General features: G+C 64.3%; 16 protein-coding genes and 1 other RNA gene. 8 read left to right on the plus strand and 9 right to left on the minus strand.

Annotated elements, in window-relative coordinates; all coding sequences use genetic code 11:
* Window positions 1-31: 31 nt before the first annotated feature.
* The gene (locus DW352_RS25510; RefSeq protein ID WP_115693966.1) at window positions 32-898 is read right to left on the minus strand and encodes a hypothetical protein; all 867 of its coding nucleotides are present in this window, start codon (window positions 896-898) and stop codon (window positions 32-34) included.
* Between the two features lie 156 nt (window positions 899-1054).
* On the opposite strand from DW352_RS25510, the gene DW352_RS25515 reads away from it, so the two are divergent.
* Window positions 1055-1222, plus strand: coding sequence for a DUF1328 domain-containing protein (locus DW352_RS25515; protein WP_115693967.1), 168 nt, complete (start codon window positions 1055-1057; stop codon window positions 1220-1222).
* A 10-nt stretch (window positions 1223-1232) separates the two neighbouring features.
* Here the strand turns inward: DW352_RS25515 and DW352_RS25520 are convergent, their stop codons facing one another.
* Window positions 1233-1739, minus strand: a complete 507-nt coding sequence (locus DW352_RS25520; protein WP_115693968.1) for a thioesterase family protein — start codon at window positions 1737-1739, stop codon at window positions 1233-1235.
* Between the two features lie 176 nt (window positions 1740-1915).
* Between DW352_RS25520 and DW352_RS27540 the strand changes: the two genes are divergently transcribed.
* From DW352_RS27540 to DW352_RS25530, 3 genes are all read left to right on the plus strand, one after another.
* On the plus strand, window positions 1916-2047 hold the full coding sequence (locus DW352_RS27540; RefSeq protein WP_281011359.1) for a hypothetical protein: 132 nt from the start codon (window positions 1916-1918) through the stop codon (window positions 2045-2047).
* Window positions 2048-2113: 66 nt separating this feature from the next.
* The gene (locus DW352_RS25525; protein ID WP_115693969.1) at window positions 2114-3520 is read left to right on the plus strand and encodes an FAD-linked oxidase C-terminal domain-containing protein; all 1407 of its coding nucleotides are present in this window, start codon (window positions 2114-2116) and stop codon (window positions 3518-3520) included.
* Between the two features lie 202 nt (window positions 3521-3722).
* A complete protein-coding gene (locus tag DW352_RS25530; protein WP_210209894.1) occupies window positions 3723-7268 on the plus strand; it encodes an AsmA family protein in 3546 nt (1181 codons plus the stop codon).
* Here DW352_RS25530 and DW352_RS25535 read toward each other — a convergent pair.
* The 5 genes from DW352_RS25535 to ssrA all read right to left on the minus strand — a co-directional run bounded on the left by DW352_RS25535 (window position 7248) and on the right by ssrA (window position 10802).
* Window positions 7248-7541, minus strand: coding sequence for a ribbon-helix-helix domain-containing protein (locus DW352_RS25535; protein WP_115693971.1), 294 nt, complete (start codon window positions 7539-7541; stop codon window positions 7248-7250). The genes DW352_RS25530 and DW352_RS25535 overlap by 21 nt on opposite strands.
* Window positions 7538-7726, minus strand: a complete 189-nt coding sequence (locus tag DW352_RS25540; protein WP_162827202.1) for a DUF4169 family protein — start codon at window positions 7724-7726, stop codon at window positions 7538-7540. Before DW352_RS25540 ends, DW352_RS25535 begins: the two co-directional genes overlap by 4 nt.
* 435 nt (window positions 7727-8161) lie before the next feature.
* A complete protein-coding gene (gene fumC, locus DW352_RS25545) occupies window positions 8162-9565 on the minus strand; it encodes a class II fumarate hydratase (protein ID WP_115693973.1) in 1404 nt (467 codons plus the stop codon).
* An 85-nt stretch (window positions 9566-9650) separates the two neighbouring features.
* Window positions 9651-10241: an SspB family protein gene (locus DW352_RS25550; RefSeq protein ID WP_115693974.1), complete on the minus strand. Its 591-nt coding sequence runs from the start codon at window positions 10239-10241 to the stop codon at window positions 9651-9653.
* A 120-nt stretch (window positions 10242-10361) separates the two neighbouring features.
* Window positions 10362-10802: a transfer-messenger RNA gene (ssrA, locus tag DW352_RS25555) on the minus strand.
* A gap of 377 nt (window positions 10803-11179) precedes the next feature.
* Between ssrA and DW352_RS25560 the strand changes: the two genes are divergently transcribed.
* From DW352_RS25560 to DW352_RS25575, 4 genes are all read left to right on the plus strand, one after another.
* A complete protein-coding gene (locus DW352_RS25560) occupies window positions 11180-11872 on the plus strand; it encodes a Crp/Fnr family transcriptional regulator (RefSeq protein ID WP_162827203.1) in 693 nt (230 codons plus the stop codon).
* 521 nt (window positions 11873-12393) lie between these two features.
* Window positions 12394-12930, plus strand: coding sequence for a tripartite tricarboxylate transporter TctB family protein (locus tag DW352_RS25565; RefSeq protein ID WP_115693976.1), 537 nt, complete (start codon window positions 12394-12396; stop codon window positions 12928-12930).
* A 15-nt stretch (window positions 12931-12945) separates the two neighbouring features.
* A complete protein-coding gene (locus DW352_RS25570; RefSeq protein WP_115693977.1) occupies window positions 12946-14454 on the plus strand; it encodes a tripartite tricarboxylate transporter permease in 1509 nt (502 codons plus the stop codon).
* 212 nt (window positions 14455-14666) lie between these two features.
* Complete coding sequence (locus DW352_RS25575; protein WP_115693978.1) at window positions 14667-15641, plus strand: tripartite tricarboxylate transporter substrate-binding protein; 975 nt, start codon at window positions 14667-14669, stop codon at window positions 15639-15641.
* A gap of 563 nt (window positions 15642-16204) precedes the next feature.
* On the opposite strand, the gene DW352_RS25580 is transcribed toward DW352_RS25575, so the two are convergent.
* Together DW352_RS25580 and DW352_RS25585 are read right to left on the minus strand one after the other, a co-directional pair.
* Window positions 16205-17206: a Bug family tripartite tricarboxylate transporter substrate binding protein gene (locus tag DW352_RS25580; RefSeq protein ID WP_210209895.1), complete on the minus strand. Its 1002-nt coding sequence runs from the start codon at window positions 17204-17206 to the stop codon at window positions 16205-16207.
* A gap of 17 nt (window positions 17207-17223) precedes the next feature.
* Window positions 17224-18189, minus strand: coding sequence for an amidohydrolase family protein (locus DW352_RS25585; RefSeq protein WP_115693980.1), 966 nt, complete (start codon window positions 18187-18189; stop codon window positions 17224-17226).
* Between the last annotated feature and the right edge of the window lie 6 nt (window positions 18190-18195).

Here is an 18195-nt window from a genome sequence, read left to right on the forward strand (position 1 = left end):
GCCATGATCGCTTTTGAAATCGCGTCCTCGCTTACAGCTCGTCGCGCAATTCGCCGCCGAGCACGCCGGCCAAGGTGGCCGCCACCGCGCCGAACAGCAGCGCCATGAACGACCAGAACGAGATGTAGGCGCCGGCCTTGCGGGCCTTGTCGGCGGCCTCGCGCACGGCCTGGGCGGCCTGGTTCTGCACCTCGTTCACGCGTTGCACCGCCTGATCCTGCGGAATGCCGGTGCGCGCGGCGACGAGACGGGCGAGATAGTCTTTGTCCGCGTCCGACAGCGAGCCGTTACGGATGCTGGCCACGACGATACGCGCCGCTTCCGACCGCTGCTCCGGGGTCAGGCTCTGCTGCTGGCCACCGGTCGCGGCGCCGGCATTGGCGTCGGTGCGAAACAGACGATCGACATAATACCCGGTCGCGGCGTCGTTGCTGTCGCCGTTGGTCGAGGCGCTGATCGCCGCGCCGGCCGCGGGGCCGATCGCATCCGCCGCGGTCTTGGCGACGAAGGCGCTGCCATACATCACGGCGAGAACCATCAGGCTGGCGCCGACCACCCAGGCCATGAAGCCATGCGCGGCATCGCGGAATTTGGTCTCGGGGCCGGGGATATGATTGCGCGTGCGCAGGCGCCCGGCGAGGTAGCCGCCGACGGTGAACGCGACCGTTTCGCTGAACAGCAGCCAGATCGCGCCGCCGATGCTCATGGTGCCGGCGCTCGGTCCGGAATAGGGCGACGTGACGGTCAGGCCGATGCCGGTGCCGAGCGAGATAAAGATGAAGGCGACGGCCCACGCGGCTAAGGCGCCGGCGATCACCACGCTCCAGGTGAACGAACTTCGTGCGGTTGTTGCTTGAATGACTTCGACGTTTTCGCCGACGATCGCCGTATCGCTCATAGAAATCTCCCAGCATGTGCGAATGCCGCGATGGCATCCGCGTCGCCGAGGTAACAGGGCTAAACTGCGATGGTTCCAAGGCGAGCCGTGGGCCGCGGGAACTAATTTTTGGCGGCGACATTAGCAAACCGAAGCGCATTCGCCGGGAGCGATCAGATGTTCGGACTTGTCGTCACGTTTCTCATCATCGGATTGATCGCCGCGGTGCTCGGCTTCGGCGGCATCGCCGGCGCGTCCTTCGGCATGGCGAAGATCATCTTCTTCATCGCGCTCGTCTTGCTGCTGATCTCGATCATCTTCGGCACGATGCGCCGGCCGTTATAGCGGGCGCGCGCTAACGCCGCTCCGGCATCGCGACACGCCGGCCGGCGCCTTCCGGGACGGGCAGGGCCGCGTGCGCGGCCTGCATGCGGGCGAGCGCCGCCATGATGTCGTCGGGGAAGGGCGCGACCTTCTTGGCCGCCATGTCGACGTGCAGCGTCATGCTTTCGCAGGTCGCCGACAGCCAGCCTTCGCTCGCGTGGTAGAGCTGTTCGAAGACATGGAAGCGCTTGGCGTCGTGCGCCAGCAGCTGCACGGTCACCCGCACCGGGCTGCCTTCGTGGATCTCGCGCAGGTAGCGCACATGCGCCTCCGCGACCATGGTCGAACAGCCGCGCTGCTCCAGATACTGCGGGCCCATGCCGAGCAGCTCGTAGACCTCGTCCACCGCCCGGTCGAACAGCACGTGGTAGTAGGCCATGTTGAGGTGGCCGTTGTAGTCGATCCACTGCGGTTCGATCCCCATCGGCGAGGAAACAAAAGGAGAAAAGAATACCGGCGGATCGGTTCGGTCGAGCATCGGGCGGGAACTGGTTGCGGATGCGTAACGTTACGATGCTTGGCGCGGGCCCGTCCACCGGCGCCGGCGCACGGCCACCCAACGGAGCTGTGTGTGGAGATTAACCAAATATTTACGATGTCCTGTCGGGCCGCTATCGCTTCGCTATTCTCTGGTCAAAAGAGGGAGACGAAGCCATGTTGAAAGGGCTCGCTCGAGGCGCATTTCTGGCTTTACTGGCTCTGACGCTCACCGCCTGGGTGGTCGCCATGGCCAACACCGATCGGGCCGCACCGCAACCCGACCCGAATGTCTACTGGCTGGCCTGAGTCGGTCGCGCTTGACCTGACCGGCCATCCCCGCCACGGTCGCCCGCATTTCCAGGGCAGGTTGCGATGGCGATATCCGACACATCCCGCGATGCGGCATCGAGACAGGCCGCGATTGCCGCGCTGACCGAAGCCTTCGGTCATAACCGCGTGGTTACGGCCCAGGCCGTGCGCGAGCAGCACGGAAATACCGTGACCTGGCTGCCGAACGAGCCGCCGGACGCGGTCGTCTTCCCGCAGTCGACCGAGGAAGTGCAGCAGATCGTCCGCATCTGTGCGCAGCACAAAATGCCGATCGTGGCCTTTGGCACCGGCTCCTCGCTCGAAGGCCACATCAACGCGCCCGCGGGCGGCGTGTCGCTCGACTTCCGCGACATGAACAAGGTGCTGGCGGTGCACGCCGAGGACCTCGACTGCGTCATCGAACCGGGCATCACCCGCAAAGCGCTCAACGAACACCTGCGCGATTCCGGCCTGTTCTTCCCGATCGATCCCGGCGCCGACGCCTCGCTCGGCGGCATGGCGGCGACGCGCGCGTCGGGCACCAACGCCGTGCGCTATGGCACGATGAAGGACAATGTGCTGGCGCTGAAGGTGGTGCTGGCGAATGGCGAGGTCATCGACACCGCCCGCCGCGCCAAGAAGACTTCCGCCGGCTACGACCTCACGCGGCTGATGGTCGGCTCGGAAGGCACGCTCGGTCTCATCACGCAATTGACGCTCAAGCTCTCCGGCATTCCGGAAGCGATCTCCGGCGGCATCTGTCCGTTCCCGTCGGTGGAGGCGTGCTGCAACACGGCCATCGCCACCATCCAGTCGGGCATCCCGATCGCGCGCATCGAACTGCTCGACGCGTTGCAGGTGCGGGCCTGCAACCTGCACGCCAAGCTCGGCCTGCCGGAAGTGCCGATGCTCTTTCTTGAATTCCACGGCACCGAAGCTTCGGTCGCCGAGCAATCGGAGCGCTTCGGCGAAATCGCCGCCGAGTTCGGCGGCGGGCCGTTCTCCTGGACGACGCGCGCGGAAGACCGCACCAAACTGTGGGAAGCGCGCCATCATGCGGCGCTGTCCAACTTCGCTTTGCGGCCCGGCGCGCAAATGGTCGCGACCGATGTCTGCGTGCCGATCTCGCGGCTGGCCGAATGCGTGACCGAAACGCAGGCCGATATCGCCGCGAGCCGCATCATGGCGCCGATCGTCGGTCACATCGGCGACGGCAATTTCCATCTCACGCTGCTCGTCGACATGAGCGACGCCGACGAGGTCAAGCGTGCCAAGGCGCTCTCGGAGCGCCTGGTCGAGCGGGCGCTGGCGATGGACGGCACCTGCACCGGCGAGCACGGCGTCGGGCAGGGCAAGATCAAATACCTCGAGGCGGAGCACGGGCCGGCGGCGCTTGCCGTCATGGCCTCGATCAAGCGCGCGCTCGATCCTGAGAATATCCTCAATCCGGGGAAGATTCTGGCGCTGTGAGTTTCTTATCCCTCCCCGCTTGCGGGGAGGGTGGCGAGCGTCAGCGAGCCGGGTGGGGGGCCAGCGCCCCGCTATCGACCATGCTGCGTCATGTGCGTCATCGGCGACACACAATTGCCGCCAAACCCGAAGCACAATAGCTTACATTCCATCCCATAAGCCGTGACGAGCCGGAGTCGTCTGGCACCGGAGTTTTGTGACCGTGCAAACGACCCTGCTCGGATTGGCGATCGCGCTTATCCTGGCGCTGGTAACGGCGCTGGTCGGCCCGCTGCTGGTCGACTGGGGCACCTATCGCGCGCTGTTCGAGCGTGAAGCGACCCAGCTCGTTGGCGTGCCGGTCAAGGTCCAGGGTTCCATCGACGCCCGGCTGCTGCCGTCGCCGCAGCTCACGCTCTACGACATCGAGATCGGCGAGGGCGGCCGCGCCGTCCGCGCGCGCTCGCTTGGCATCGAATTCGCGCTCGGTCCGCTGATGCGGGGCGAATGGCGCGCGAGCGACATGCATCTGGTCGGCCCGCAGGTCAGCCTTGGGCTCGACGCGAAGGGACAGGTGCAGGCGCCGAGCCTCGCCGTCAGCTTCGATCCGGACGCCTTGAGCATCGAGCGGCTGAGCATCGAGGACGGCAGGGTCACGCTCGTCGACGCCGCCAACGGCGGCAACATCGTCCTCGACAAACTCTGGTTCAACGGCGAAGCACGTTCTCTCGTCGGTCCGTTCAAGGGCGAGGGCGCCGTCCGCATGGATGGCGAGCTCTATCCCTATCGGATCAGCACCGCCCGCTACTCCGACGAGAACGGCCTCAAGCTTCGCCTCAACGTCGATCCGGTGGCGCGGCCGCTCGCCATCGAAGTCGATGGCGCGCTGGCGCTCGCCGGCGACACGCCACGTTTCGACGGCAATCTCGCGGTGTCGCGGCCGGTGGGCATCGCGCGCGGCGCGCAAGTAACGCAGCCGTGGAAGATCACCGGCAAGCTGAAGGCCAGTGCGCAGTCGGCGCTGCTGCAAAACCTCGAATATCAGTATGGCTCGGAAGATCAGGGCGTAAAGCTCACCGGCGCCGCCGATTTCAAGTTCGGCAAGCGTCCGCGACTCGACGGCGTGCTGTCGAGCCGGCAGGTCGATCTCGATCGTGCGCTCGGCGGGCGCGACGGCAGGTCGACGCCATCGGCGGCGCTGCGGCAATTGGCCGATCTCGGCGCCGCCGTCTTCCAGCCGAGCGTTCCGGTCCAGATCGGCGTCGGCATCGATCAACTCACGCTCGCCGGCGGTACCGTGCAGAACTTGCGCGGCGATCTCTCGCGGCGTGACGGCGGTTGGGCGCTCGATCGTTTCGAATTCCGCGCGCCTGGCTTCACGCAGGTGCGTGTCAGCGGTCAGCTTGCGGTTGACGGCGACACCATTGCTTTCAATGGCCCGGCCGAGATCGATGCTGGCGATCCGAAAGCGCTGACGGCGTGGTTGGAAGGGCGCGGCGACAGCGGCCAAGGCGATCTGAAGCCGTTGACTATACGCGGCGACATCACGCTCGGCACCGAGCGTATCGCCATCGAGCGGCTCAAAGCGGAGTTCGAGCGGAAGACGATATCGGGCCGGCTGGCTTATGTGTTCGCCAAGGCCAAGCAGCCGGCCAGGCTCGACGCCGAACTCAATGCGCCGGAGCTCGACATCGACGGCGCGATCGCTTTCGGCAAAGCCCTGCTCGCCGGCTCGAAGCTCGAGCGTCCGCATGCGATGTCGATCGCCGCGGATATCGGCCGCGCCACCGTCTCGGGCTTTACCGGGCGCGATGCCAGCGCGCGTCTGAAGATCGACGGCGACGGCGTCGAGATCGATAAATTGTCGGTGGCGGATCTCGGCGGGGCCGCTTTCTCCGCCAGCGGCCGCATCGTCACCAGCGGCACGCCGCAAGGCAGCGTGCGCATCGAGCTCGATGCGCCTGACGTGAAGCCGGTGCTGGCGGTGCTCGCCCGCTTCGCGCCGGACACGGCGCAGGTGCTGGAGCGGCGCGCCGCCGCGATGGCGCCGGCCAAGCTGCGCGGCCAGTTCTCGCTTCAGGGCGCCGCCGCCGCGACGCAAGGCAAGATCGAGCTCGACGGCAATCTCGGCAAGGTGCGGCTGGCGTTGAACGGGCAGGGCAAAGTCGATGCCGCGGCCTTCTCGGCGCGCGACCTGCAGGTCGACGGCAAACTATCGGCTGACGACGGCAAGCTGCTGACGGCGATGCTCGGCCTCGACGGTACGTTCGCCGTCACGCCGGGGCCGGGCGTGTTCACGCTCAATGCGCGCGGGCCGGCGCAAGGCGACCTGCGCGTGGAGACGAAGCTGACCGCGGGCGGTCTCGACGGCAGCGCCACCGGCACGGCCAAGCCGTTCGCGGCGGAGCCGGCGGCCGATCTGCGCCTGACCGTGTCGCGCGCCGATGCATCGCCGCTGCGCGGCGCGAAGTCGGCGCCGTTGCCCATCACTTACGCCGGCCGGATGCAGCTTGCGGGCAAGACGCTGACGCTGACCGACATCAATGCGGGCATCGCCGGCGCCAATGTGCGCGGCCATCTCGTCGTCTCGCTCAGCGAGCCGCGCCGTATCCAGGGCGAACTCGATGCCGACGCCGTCGATGGCGGGGCATTGATTGCCGCCGGCATCGGCATGCGCGCGGCGCCGCCGGCGAAGGACGCGGGCTGGACGTGGTCGAGCGAGCCGTTCGACGACATGATGGCGGCGAGCGGCAAGGTGGTGCTCAAGGCGCGGCAGCTCACGCTGTTGCCGCGCATGGCGGCGCGCGAATTTCGCGCCACGGTCGCCTTCGACAAGGATGCGGTCACGGTCGACGACGTCACCGGCACGCTGGCCGGCGGCAAGCTCACGGGACGCGTGGCGTTCCGCGACGATCCTGGCGGCTTGAAGATGCAGATCAAGACCGCGCTCGCCGGCGCCGATGCGGCGGCGCTGCTCACGTCCGGTCCGCGGCCCGCGGTGAGTGGGACGCTGTCGCTGGCGGCGGAGATCGACGGCAGTGGGCTGAGCCCCGTCGCTTTGATCGGCTCGTTGCAAGGCTCGGGCACGATCGGCCTTGCCGACGGTCAATTGGCCGGTATCGATCCGCGCGCTTTCGATGTCGTCGCGCGCGCCGTCGATCAGGGGCTGCCGATCGACAACACGCGCATCGCCGATCTGTCGCGCCGCGCGCTCGAGAGCGGTCAGCTTCCGGTCAAGCAGGCGCAAGGCACGCTGGCGATCGCGGCCGGACAGGTGCGCATGAACACCGTCTCGATCGAGAGCAAGGACGCGACATTGGCGATGTCCGGCAATCTCGACCTGATCGATGGCTCGCTCGACGCCCGGCTGGTGCTATCGGGCGCCAATGAAGTCGCCGGGGCGCGGCCGGACATCTTCATGGCACTGGGCGGCACGCTGGCCGCGCCGACGCGCACGATCGACGTCTCGGCGCTGACCGGCTGGCTCACCTTGCGCTCAGTCGAGAACCAAGCGAAGCGCCTGCGTGCCATCGAACAGGCGGCGCCCAGGGTTGAAAGCACAACGCCGGCGACGAGCACGGTCCCGCCGCTCTCGCCGCCGCCGTTGCCGCCGGCGACACCGACGGCCACGCCGACCGTCGATCCGTCAAAGAGTTCGGTGCGCCATAACGATCGTGCGCCGGCCTTGCCGCCACCGTTGGACATTCGACCTTATCCGGGACCGGCCCGATCGGTGCGGCCCGACGTATCAGTCGGCGCTCAGAACTGAATGCACAGGCGTGGAGAGCAGCGTGTCGCGCGCCGCCGCGGAGCGACGATGCTCGATGCCCATGGTGCGGTAATAGTCGAGCACGAACAGCCGGATCGCCGACGACAGATTGCCCTCATGGCGATCGGTGTCGATCGAGGCGACCACATCCGACAGGGTCATGTTGCGGCTGACCGCGATCTCTCGCAGGCCCTGCCAGAACGGATCCTCAAGGCTGACGCTCGTCTTGTGGCCGGCGATGACGATCGAACGCTTCACGACCGGAGATTTCATGGGACGTCTCCTGTGTCGATCCGGTGCTGGTCGAGGTCGCGCGCGGCCTTCGCCTCGCGGGCTTGGTCCAGCGAACGGACATGCTTCGGTTGACCATGGATTAGGCGGTTTGCAGCGGCGTGCCGTTCGTCCTGCTGACGCTTGGCGCGCTTGCGCACCGTCCGAAGATTGACCAGTTCAGCCATTCGGTTCTTCCGGTAGCGAGATGCGAGGCGGTCCAGGCGCGAGAGTTCTTGGCCTACAACGTTTGCCAGTGACGCCCATCCAGGCACGAAACGCATCCGCAAGGATCACTGTGTCAAATTTATGGGGTAATACAATAGCCGTCTAATACACGGTGAGTTGATTGCGATCTTTTACTGACGCAACCGACCGAACGGCGCCAGTATACCTTCCAGTAAATACTGCCTTGGTTGTCTCTTAGGCATATAAAACTGTGATTTACGAATGAATTACTCAGAGAATATGAAATGCATACAATGAAATTTCGTCTCGATTTCTCGAATGCGCGGTATTCTACATAAAAGTCCAGTATTACAGTACCTTACGGTACCTCCGCGCGCTTGTCATAATACAGTGCAGGCGCCTCGCTATAGCCTGAAGCTATTTTTAGTGGATGGTCAGTCGCCGTGGCGCGTTGGATGCGTCATTTTGGCCGGCTGCACCAGCCGATCGAACTCTTCTCCCGTCACAAAACCCAGGCGCTCCGCCTCTTCGCGCAACGTCGTCCGATTGGCGTGGGCCGTCTTCGCCACCTTGGACGCATTGTCGTAGCCGATCTTCGGCGACAGCGCCGTGACCAGCATCAGCGAGCGTTCGAGCAGTTCGCGGATGCGCGGCTCGTTGGCCTTGATGCCCACGACGCAATTGGCGGTGAAGGAGCGGGCGGCGTCGCCCAGCAGGCGGATCGACTGCAGCATGCAGTGGGCCAACACCGGCTTGTAGACGTTGAGCTCGAAATGACCTTGGCTGCCGGCGACCGTCACGGTGGTTTGGTTGCCGAACACCTGGCAGCAGACCATGGTCAGCGCTTCGCTCTGCGTCGGATTGGTCTTGCCCGGCATGATCGATGAGCCCGGCTCGTTTTCAGGCAGCGACAGTTCGCCGAGGCCGGAGCGCGGGCCCGAGCCGAGCAAGCGGATGTCATTGGCGATCTTGAACAGCGCCGTGGCCGCGGCATTGATGGCGCCGTGCACGAACACATAGGCGTCGTGCGCCGCCATATGCTCGAACTTGTTGGCCGCGCTGACGAAGGGAAGGCCGGTATAGCCGGCGATCTTGGCGGCGAAGGCACCGGCGAATTCCGGATCGCTGTTGAGACCGGTGCCGACGGCGGTGCCGCCTTGCGCCAAGGGATAGAGCGCGCCCTGCGCCTGCGTGAGATGGCCGAGCGCGGATTGTACCTGTGCGGCGTAGCCGGAGAATTCCTGTCCCAGCGTGATCGGCGTCGCATCCATGGTGTGGGTGCGGCCGATCTTGACGATGCTCTCGAACTCCTTCGCCTTGGCGGCGAGCGCCTTGTACAGCTCGGCGAGCGCCGGCTTCAAGTGCCGCTCGATCCGCAGCGCCGCCGCAATGTGCATTGCCGTCGGCATCGAGTCGTTCGACGACTGACTCATGTTGACGTGATCGTTCGGATGCACCGGCTTCTTGGCGCCGAGCGTGCCGCCCAGCTTCACGTTGGCGACGTTGGCGATCACCTCGTTGACGTTCATGTTCGATTGCGTGCCAGAACCGGTCTGCCACACGACCAGCGGAAACTGATCGTCGAGCTTGCCGTCGGCGATGTCCTGCGCCACCGCGGCGATGGCGTCAGCCCGCTCGGCGTCGAGCCCGCCCAGATCGCGGTTCACTTCGGCCGCCGCGCGCTTCACGAGGCCGAGGGCGTGAATGACCTCGACCGGCATGCGCTCCGTGCCGATGCGGAAATTTTGCAGCGAGCGCTGGGTCTGGGCGCCCCAGAGGTTGTCGTTGTCGATTTCGATCGGCCCGAAGGCGTCGGTTTCGGTACGGGTCTTGGTCATGGCAATGCTTTCGGGCCGCGAGGGAGCGCTGCCGTGAAGCTATGCCGATCGGACGGCGGGGCAAGCCGCCGGAAGCGTATACCGCCTATTTCTTTCGGAAGCGGTCGAGCCGCACCACTTCGCCGCCGCCGGTCGGCTTGTCCGGCTTCTCGGACGTTTCGTCCTCGACCGTGTCGGCCTTGGCCGGCGCGATCGGTGCCGGTGCGGCCGGCAACGGTGCCGGCGCGCTCACGACTGGCGAAATGGCTTGCGGGGCGGGGGGCAGCTTCTTTTTGGTCGCCGGTTTGTCCTTGGTATCGGCGGCGCTTTCTTCGGTCTCGGTCACTTCCTCGAATTGCAGGCCGAACTGCACCGACGGATCGAAGAAGCCTTTGATGGCCTCGAACGGCACGACGAGTCGCTCAGGGGCGCCGCCGAAGGAGAGGCCGACCTCGAAGCCTTCGTCGCTGACCTTCAGATCCCAGAACTGGTGCTGGAGAATGATGGTCATCTGCTCCGGATACTGTGCCTTCAGCCGGTCGGAGAGGCGGACTCCCTCGGCGCGGGTATCGAACGAAATGTAGAAATGATGGTCGCCGGGCAGGACCTTCTTCTTGGCGGTTTCCGTCAGCACGCTGCGCACGACGCCGCGGAGGGCCTGCTGGGTGAGGAGATCGTAACGGATATGGTCGGTCATACGTGATCTGGCCGGGTCGAAACGGGATTCGCCGCGATGCTAGCGCGCCTTGGGATGAAAGGGCAGCCCGGGACGCGCCGTGACGGTGTCTCATAAATAGGGGTGGCGGAAGGGGAGAGAAGTGGAGGCTTCTGTTGCCAGGTGCCTCCGAACCCCGCCTAACGGAGCTTATCCCGCTAGGGCTTGTAGGCTTGGTTTTTCAGGACCGCTTACGCAGCCTGAGCAACCGGAGCATAGTTGTCGTTGGCAACTATGAGAATGGCCCGATATCGGCGGAACCATGCCGAGCGAAAGAACGCCCTTTACGCCCTCGTCGATCCTAGTTCGGCCCCGCCAGTGTCGCCCCGCAGTCCGCCCTTTCGGGAGGACCGGCCCCGCCGGCCTTGGAACCTGGAACCCAGGTTCCGCCGCGACGGGCGCCTCGTAATCTGAGCGACACTGGTGGAGCCGCCGGGTACTGCCCCCGGGTCCGATGGGTTTATTTCGACGGCCGTTTATCGCCATAGCCGGGTTGCCCCGGCGAGAATGAATATAGGGGGTTCCCGTTAAGGAAAAAAGACCCCAATCGGGTGCTGTCCTGTCGCTTCGCCGTTCCGCCGTCCTGCCGCGACCTGGGCGGGGGCACGCCGGACGCGATCGGCGCCGCGTCTACGCCAGCGCCCTGCTTAAACTTGCGCGGTTCCAAAGAATGAAAAGGTAATGTCTGACGCCGACGATCGGGTCGCTTGGGTTAGTCGTCGAGACGCAAAGTCTATGTGCGCTAACTCACATAAAGCCGGCATATCGCGAGATATTGGAACGCGGGTGGAACCCGCCCCAATGTTGTTGTGCGTATGTTGAATTGCTAACGTGACCTTCAAGGAGCCCAGGCATTCTGTCGAGCTGCTCCGAAGTTGTTTGGAGCGGCGGGTTCTATGGCATCGTATAACAATGCGATCTTGGATGCGCTCTGCGCGAGCGAGCCGGAATTCGTCAAAGAATGCGTGAGGCCATTTTCATTCGTGCACGGCGATCGGCTCGCTGAACCGGGCGCTCCGATAGAGTATGTCTTCTTTCCGCAATCCGGATTGCTATCGCTCGTCGTCGAATTGAATACCGGTGAACAGATCGAAGCGGCGATGATCGGGCGCGACGGTGCGCTCGGCGCATCGGTCGTCCATGGTGCGCCGCTTTGGGTGAGCACGTGCATCGCTCAGATCGCCGGCCAGGGTTTGTGCATGGATGCGGCCGATGTCGTCGCGCTCGCGCAGCGCCATCAAAGCTTGCGTTCGCAACTCTATGCCCAAGAGCAGTACCTGCTGGTGCAGGCGCAGCAGATGGCCGCCTGCAATGCGCGCCATCATATCCCGGCGCGCCTCTGCAGTTGGTTTCTCCGCGCGCATGACATCATCGGCCACGGCGATCTGTACGTGACGCAGGAATTCCTGGCGCAACTTCTCGGCGTTCAGCGAGCCAGCGTCTCTCTTATCGCCGGCGCGTTGCAGGACGAGGGGCTGATCCAATATCGGCGTGGACGTCTGTCGATCTTGGACAAGGATGGTTTGGCGGCGAAAGCGTGCGGTTGCCACGAGAGGCTCCGCAACCATCAGCGCCAACAATTTCGCGCCGACACCGTCGAGTCGGTGGGATGAAGCATTAGTCCGCCAGCGATAGCGCATGCTTGCTACGCTCCGCGGCAGATGCGTTTCTCTCTATACACTTTGCGATTGGCGCCGAACCTGTGGACGGGGCGCTAATAATGCCGGCGATCGGCAAGCCGACAACGTGTGAAAGTTCAACGTTTCGTTTGCGACGTGCTTGAACGAAGCGGCGCGTGCCATCGCGCACCGGCATGCGTATCCAATCTCACCATTGCAGTTCAATGATCCGCTTCTTGAATAGAAACGGCGATGCGGCCGCATCGGCTGCCCGATGATCGCGGTGCGCGCATAAGAACAAAGCCGGTTGCGTTGCAACTTTTGGTCCGCTGCCGCGGTCGCGTCGATGGGCACGCGAACGTCCTCCAATGCTGCACTGCGCAATAGAAAAGGGGCGCGTAAACCCACAGGATGACCGCGATGCCCAACTTCGATGCTTCCGGCCAGCATCCATCTTGTGCTAAGGGATCAACACGTTGTCGGTACGTATAATAAGAAAGTAGGAGTGGGGTGTAATGGCGGAGGGGAACAAGGCCACCCGCGACGCTGGTGGCTTCGGTTTCAAAGTACGCGGTCCGCGCGAGTTCTACGGCGGCCTGGTGCTGATTGGGATTGCTATTCTGGCGATCTGGGCGTCCCGCGATCTCGCTGGTTCGCACGGCTTTGCTTTTGGGCCGGGCACCGCGCCGCGGATGTTCGCAATTCTGCTGGCGTTGATGGGCGGCGCCATCGCCATTAGCGGTCTGCTCGTCGACGGTCCGCCGATCGAGAAGTTCGCCTTCAAGGGGCCGGCCTTCGTGGTCGTGGCGATCCTGCTGTTCGCCTGCATGATCCGCGGCATCAGCCTTGAATATCTCGGGCTGCCGATCAGCATCCCCGGCTTCGGCTTGGTTCCCTCGACCTTTGTCGCCTTCATGGTCTCGATCATGGCGTCGTCGGAGATGCGTTGGATCGAGAGCCTGGTGGCCGCGGCTGGGATGACGCTTTTTTGCGTCCTTCTGTTTGTTTACGCGCTGGCGCTGCCGTTCCAGCTTTGGCCGTCTTTCTTCTGAGCAGGAAGCACGCTGATGACTGATCTTTTCGCCAATCTTTGGCTCGGCTTCTCCGTTGCCGCGCATCCCTACAACATCGGCTTCTGCTTGCTCGGTGCGCTGGTCGGCACGCTCGTTGGCGTGTTGCCGGGTGTCGGCACGGTCGCCACCGTCGCCATGCTGCTGCCGATCACCTTCGGCCTGCCGCCGGTCGGCGCGCTCATCATGCTCGCCGGCATCTATTACGGCGCGCAATACGGCGGTTCGACCACGTCGGTGCTGGTGAACATCCCGGGCGAGGCCACCTCGGTGGTCACGTGTCTCGACGGTCACCAGATGGCGCGGCAAGGCCGCGCCGGCGCGGCGCTTGCGATCGCCGCGATCGGCTCGTTCTTCGCCGGCTGCGTCGCCACGGTGTTGGTCGCCGCGCTCGGTGTGCCGCTCACGTCCATCGCGCTGTTGTTCGGTCCGGCCGAATACTTCTCGCTGATGATCCTCGGCCTGATCTTCGCCGTCGTTCTGGCGAAGGGCTCGGTGCCGAAGGCCATCGCGATGATCCTGCTCGGTCTCTTGTTGTCGATGATCGGCTCGGACCTCGAGACCGGCGCCGGCCGCATGACCTTCGATATTCCGGAGCTTTCGGACGGCATCGGCTTCGCCAACGTCGCCATGGGCGTGTTTGGCTTCGCCGAGATCATCCGCAACCTGGAAATGTCGCAGGAGAGCCGCGACATTCTGCAGGGCAAGATCAAGGGTCTGATGCCGACGCGGCAGGACCTGATCGACTCCTCGGGGCCGATCGTTCGCGGCACCATCCTCGGCTCGCTCCTCGGCATTCTGCCGGGCGGCGGCGCCGTCGTGGCGTCGTTCGCCGCCTACACCTTCGAGAAACGCATCGCCAAGCATCCAGAGCGCTTCGGTCGCGGCGCGATCGAGGGCGTTGCGGCGCCGGAAGCCGCCAACAACGCCGCGGCGCAGACCTCGTTCATCCCGCTGCTCACCCTCGGCATCCCGCCGAACGCGGTGATGGCGCTGATGGTCGGCGCGATGACCATTCACGGCATCGTGCCGGGTCCGCAGGTCATGACCAAGCAGCCGGAACTGTTCTGGGGCATGATCGCCTCGATGTGGCTCGGCAACCTGATGCTGGTCATCATCAACCTGCCGCTCGTCGGCGTGTGGGTGAGCCTGCTGCGTGTGCCGTATCGCATCCTGTTCCCCTCGATCATCGTGTTCTGTTGCATCGGCATCTATTCGATCAACAACTCGCCGACCGACGTGATCATTGCCGGCATGTTCGGAATCTTCGGCTACTGGCTGTCGAAGCACGAGTTCGAACCGGCGCCGCTGGTGCTGGCCTTCGTGCTCGGACCGCTGATGGAAGAGAACCTGCGCCGTGCGATGCTGATCGCGCGCGGCGATGCGACGGTGTTCCTGACGCGGCCGATTTCGGCGGTGCTCATCGGCATCTCGCTCGTCCTGCTCGCGATCGCCATGCTGCCGATGATCCGCAAGCGGCGCGAAGAGGTCTTCGTCGAAGAATAGCGAGTTGCTTTATCGCTGAACCGTTCCCAAGGCCGGCATCTTGCCGGCCTTGGCATTTGTGCGTGCCATTACCGGCGCCGACGGTCGCACAAAGGCAGCCTCTGGCTGCGACGAAATGCGCGTCAAGAAAAGACGAAGGACTCATTGAACTAGCCGGCCCGATAGGCTGCCGTCGTCCGTAACTCAAAGCTTCAAAAACTGGGAGGTGGACGATGAGGAGAATGATTGGTCGCGGCCTGTTGCTGGCCGCGTTCGCTGTCGCGACATTCGGGGCCGCGCAGGCGCAGAGCGACTATCCCAAACGCAATATCACGATGATCGTGCCGTTCGCCGCGGGCGGACCGACGGATGTCGTGGCACGCATCGTGTCCGATCACATGGCGCGCACGCTCGGGCAGACGATCCTGATCGAGAACGTGGTCGGCGCCGGCGGCACCACCGGCGCGGGCCGGGCCGCGCGTGCGAGCAATGACGGCTACACGGTGATCATGGGCCACATGGGCACGCACGCCGCCGCGGTCGCGCTCTATGCCAATCTCTCCTACAAGCCGGACGTCGACTTCGAGCCCGTGGGGCTCGCCGCGGGCACGCCGATTCTCATTCTGACGAAGAAGGATTTTCCGGCGAAGGATCTCAAGGAGTTCGTGGCCTATGTGAAGGCCAATAATACGAAGTTGAACATGGCGCATGCCGGCGTCGGCTCGGTGTCGCACACGACATGCCTGCTGTTGTCGTCGATCCTGCAGGTGAAGCCCATCGCCGTGCCGTTCAACGGTACGGGGCCGGCGATGAACGCGCTGGTCGGCGGTCAGGTCGATTACATGTGCGACCAGATCGTCAACGCCGTGCCGCAGATCCAGGCTGGCACCATCCGCGCCTTCGCGATCGGTACGCCCGAGCGCTCGCCGGTGCTGCCCGACGTGCCGACGACGACCGAGGCGGGGCTGCCGCAATACCAGGCCTCCGCCTGGAACGCGGTGTTCGCGCCGAAGGGCACGCCCAAGGAGGTCACGCAGAAGCTGGCCGACGCTCTCGACAAGGCGCTTGACGATCCGGCGGTGCGCAAGCGGCTGCTCGATCTCGGCAGCGACATTCCCGGCAAGGATCGCCGCGGCCCGCAAGCGCTCGGCACTTTGGTGAAGGGCGAGATCGACAAGTGGACGCCGATCATCAAGGCGAACATGTAAGGCTTTAAGCCGAAATCATTGACGCGCGTGAACACATGCGGCGGCTTTCGGGCCGCCGCATTCGTTTCGACTTGAATCCGCGACACCGGATTCGGAGAACATTAGCAAGTCGTCTTAAGGACTTTGCGAACGGGCGTGGTACAGGTGGCGAACACCGGTACGATTTGCATCATGAGTGCTAACGTTCGGCGTTCTCGTCGCCGTTTGTGCGGACCCGGCGACGCGCACGATCAATGTTAAGAGCGAGCAACCCGCTCGAATAAAACGCTGTTAAATCGAAGACGTCGACGCGAACGAACGTCTCCGGCCTTGCGCCGATCGTTTCTGATTTCGAGTTGAATTGGCGACGTCGCGTTCGGAGAACATTAGCAAGGCGCGTTAGGGATTCATCGAACGAGGCCAGTACGGGACGCGAACATTGGTAGCATTTGGAGGACAGTCGCTAACGAACGCCGTTCCGTCATCGTTTTCTGCCCGGTCACGCGATGTCGGCCGTTAACGGGTGCGACTTCAAATAAAAAGGCGGCCTGAATGGCCGCCTTTCATTAAGGTTTCGAAGCGGGCTATTCGGTCGTGATATTGGCGGCCTTGATCACCTCACGCCATTTGGCGATTTCGGCCTGCATGTAAGCGGAGAATTCGGCGGGCGTACTGGAGATCGGCTCGATGCCGATGGCGACGAGCTTGGCGCGCAACGCGGGATTCTGCAGGGCCTTGACGATGGCCGCGTTGAGCTTGTCGATGATCGGCTGCGGCGTGTCTTTCGGCGCGACGATACCCTGCCAGGCGGAGGCCTCGAAGCCCGGGTAGCCTGATTCAGCGATGGTCGGCACGTTCGGCAGTTCGGCCAGGCGATCCGGCGAGGCGACAGCCAACACCTTCACGAGGCCAGAGGTGATCGCCTGCCGGGAGCTCGCATAGTCGGTAATCATGACCGGCACATGCCCGGCCATCAGGTCCTGCAGGGCCGGCGCGGCGCCTTTGTAAGGCACGTGCACGAGCTTGATGCCGGCGCGGGCTGCCAACAATTCCATCGCGAGCTGGTGCGGGCTGCCGGGGCCGGACGAGGCGAAGTTGATGGTGCCCGGCTTCGCCTTGGCCAGGGCGACGAATTCCGCGAGCGTATTTGGCGCGAAGGACTTGTGCGCGAGCAGCACCAGCGTGAAGCGACCCGTCAGTGAGATTGTGGCGAAGTCCTTCACCGGGTCGTAGCGCAGCTTGCTGTAAAGGCCGGGATTGAAGGCATAGGTGGTCATCGAGGCCGACAACAGCGTGTAGCCGTCGGCGGGTGCCTTGGCGACGACCTCCGCACCGATCTGCGTGCCGGCGCCGGGCCTGTTGTCGACGATGACCGGTTGGCCAAGCGTCTGCGACATGTCCTCGCCGATGATGCGGGCCAGCAGATCGGTGCCGCCGCCGGCCGCAAGCGGGACGATCATGCGGATCGGCCGCGCCGGGTAGTCCTCGGCGTGGCCGGCATTCACGGCGAGCAGGATGAAGGCGAGAGCGCTGAGCGCAAGCCCGAGCATGTTGCGCCCGGATGACAATATGACCGGATGTCGCACGGTGTTCCTCCAGCGTTTTATTTGATGTTGAAAAGCGTGGCGGCATTGCCGCCGAGGATGGCGGTCTTGTCGTCATGGCCGAGCGGCAGGTCGAGCACATGCTCGGCGCCGCCGGAAATGAACGGATTGTCCGTGCCGAACAGCAGGCGATCGGCGCCGACCGTGGCATGCGCCATCATGATGGCCGGCGCGAAGAACGAGGCCGTGTCGTAATAGAAGCGGCGCGCGAAGGTGCTCGGCGGACGGGTGATGTATTTGCGGCAATCCGGGAATAGGCGATAGCCGTTGTCGAGCCGTTCGAGCAGCGTCAACAATGTGCCGCCGGTATGGGCCAGGATGAATGTGAGGTTCGGATAGCGCTCGAGCACGCCGCCATAGATGAGCCGGGTCGCGGCCGTGGTCGTGTCGAATGGAAAGCCGATGCGCAACGGCAGCTCGAATTCGTCCATGCCGGCGGTGTTCACCGGAAACATCGGATGCATGAACAGCGGCAGGCGCCGACGGTCGATCTCCTGCCAGAGCGGCTCCAGGCTTGCATGGTTGAGCGGAACGCCGGCGAGATTCGATCCAATGGCGATGCCGGTCATGCCGAGCTCGTCGCAGCTGCGTGCGAGCTCCGCCAGCGCGGCCTCGATATCGCTCATCGGCAGACTGGCAAGGCCGCGGAAGCGGTCCGGATGCGCGCGGCAGATGCCGGCGGTATGGTCATTGATCGCGCGGGCAACGGCGATTTGCTGCGTGCCGGCCCAAGGATACACATTGGGCGTACTGAGCGACAGCAGCTGGATGTCGACCTGCTTTTTGTCCATGTCGCGCAACCGCGTGGCGATATCGAACATGTCCGGCCGCGTCCAAGCGACCGTGTGGCCATCCTTGCGCAGAAGCAGCTTGTCGCCCGCGTCGACCCGCTCGAGGCCGAGAATGTCGGTGAGCGCGGCGAGGTAGGATTGCTCGACGACGTGGGCGTGAACGTCAATGCGCATCGGTCT

It is taken from the genome of Pseudolabrys taiwanensis, assembly GCF_003367395.1.
Taxonomy (GTDB): domain Bacteria; phylum Pseudomonadota; class Alphaproteobacteria; order Rhizobiales; family Xanthobacteraceae; genus Pseudolabrys; species Pseudolabrys taiwanensis.

Bases quoted from the DNA above. Each gene is read 5' to 3' on its own strand.
- DW352_RS25520 (WP_115693968.1), bottom strand. From the start codon at position 1,739: ATGCTCGACCGAACCGATCCGCCGGTATTCTTTTCTCCTTTTGTTTCC.
- DW352_RS25575 (WP_115693978.1), top strand. From the start codon at position 14,667: ATGAGGAGAATGATTGGTCGCGGCCTGTTGCTGGCCGCGTTCGCTGTC.
- DW352_RS25535 (WP_115693971.1), bottom strand. From the start codon at position 7,541: ATGAAATCTCCGGTCGTGAAGCGTTCGATCGTCATCGCCGGCCACAAG.
- DW352_RS25515 (WP_115693967.1), top strand. From the start codon at position 1,055: ATGTTCGGACTTGTCGTCACGTTTCTCATCATCGGATTGATCGCCGCG.
- DW352_RS25570 (WP_115693977.1), top strand. From the start codon at position 12,946: ATGACTGATCTTTTCGCCAATCTTTGGCTCGGCTTCTCCGTTGCCGCG.
- DW352_RS25540 (WP_162827202.1), bottom strand. From the start codon at position 7,726: ATGGCTGAACTGGTCAATCTTCGGACGGTGCGCAAGCGCGCCAAGCGT.
- DW352_RS25550 (WP_115693974.1), bottom strand. From the start codon at position 10,241: ATGACCGACCATATCCGTTACGATCTCCTCACCCAGCAGGCCCTCCGC.
- DW352_RS25525 (WP_115693969.1), top strand. From the start codon at position 2,114: ATGGCGATATCCGACACATCCCGCGATGCGGCATCGAGACAGGCCGCG.
- fumC (WP_115693973.1), bottom strand. From the start codon at position 9,565: ATGACCAAGACCCGTACCGAAACCGACGCCTTCGGGCCGATCGAAATC.
- DW352_RS25585 (WP_115693980.1), bottom strand. From the start codon at position 18,189: ATGCGCATTGACGTTCACGCCCACGTCGTCGAGCAATCCTACCTCGCC.
- DW352_RS25510 (WP_115693966.1), bottom strand. From the start codon at position 898: ATGAGCGATACGGCGATCGTCGGCGAAAACGTCGAAGTCATTCAAGCA.
- DW352_RS27540 (WP_281011359.1), top strand. From the start codon at position 1,916: ATGTTGAAAGGGCTCGCTCGAGGCGCATTTCTGGCTTTACTGGCTCTG.
- DW352_RS25565 (WP_115693976.1), top strand. From the start codon at position 12,394: ATGGCGGAGGGGAACAAGGCCACCCGCGACGCTGGTGGCTTCGGTTTC.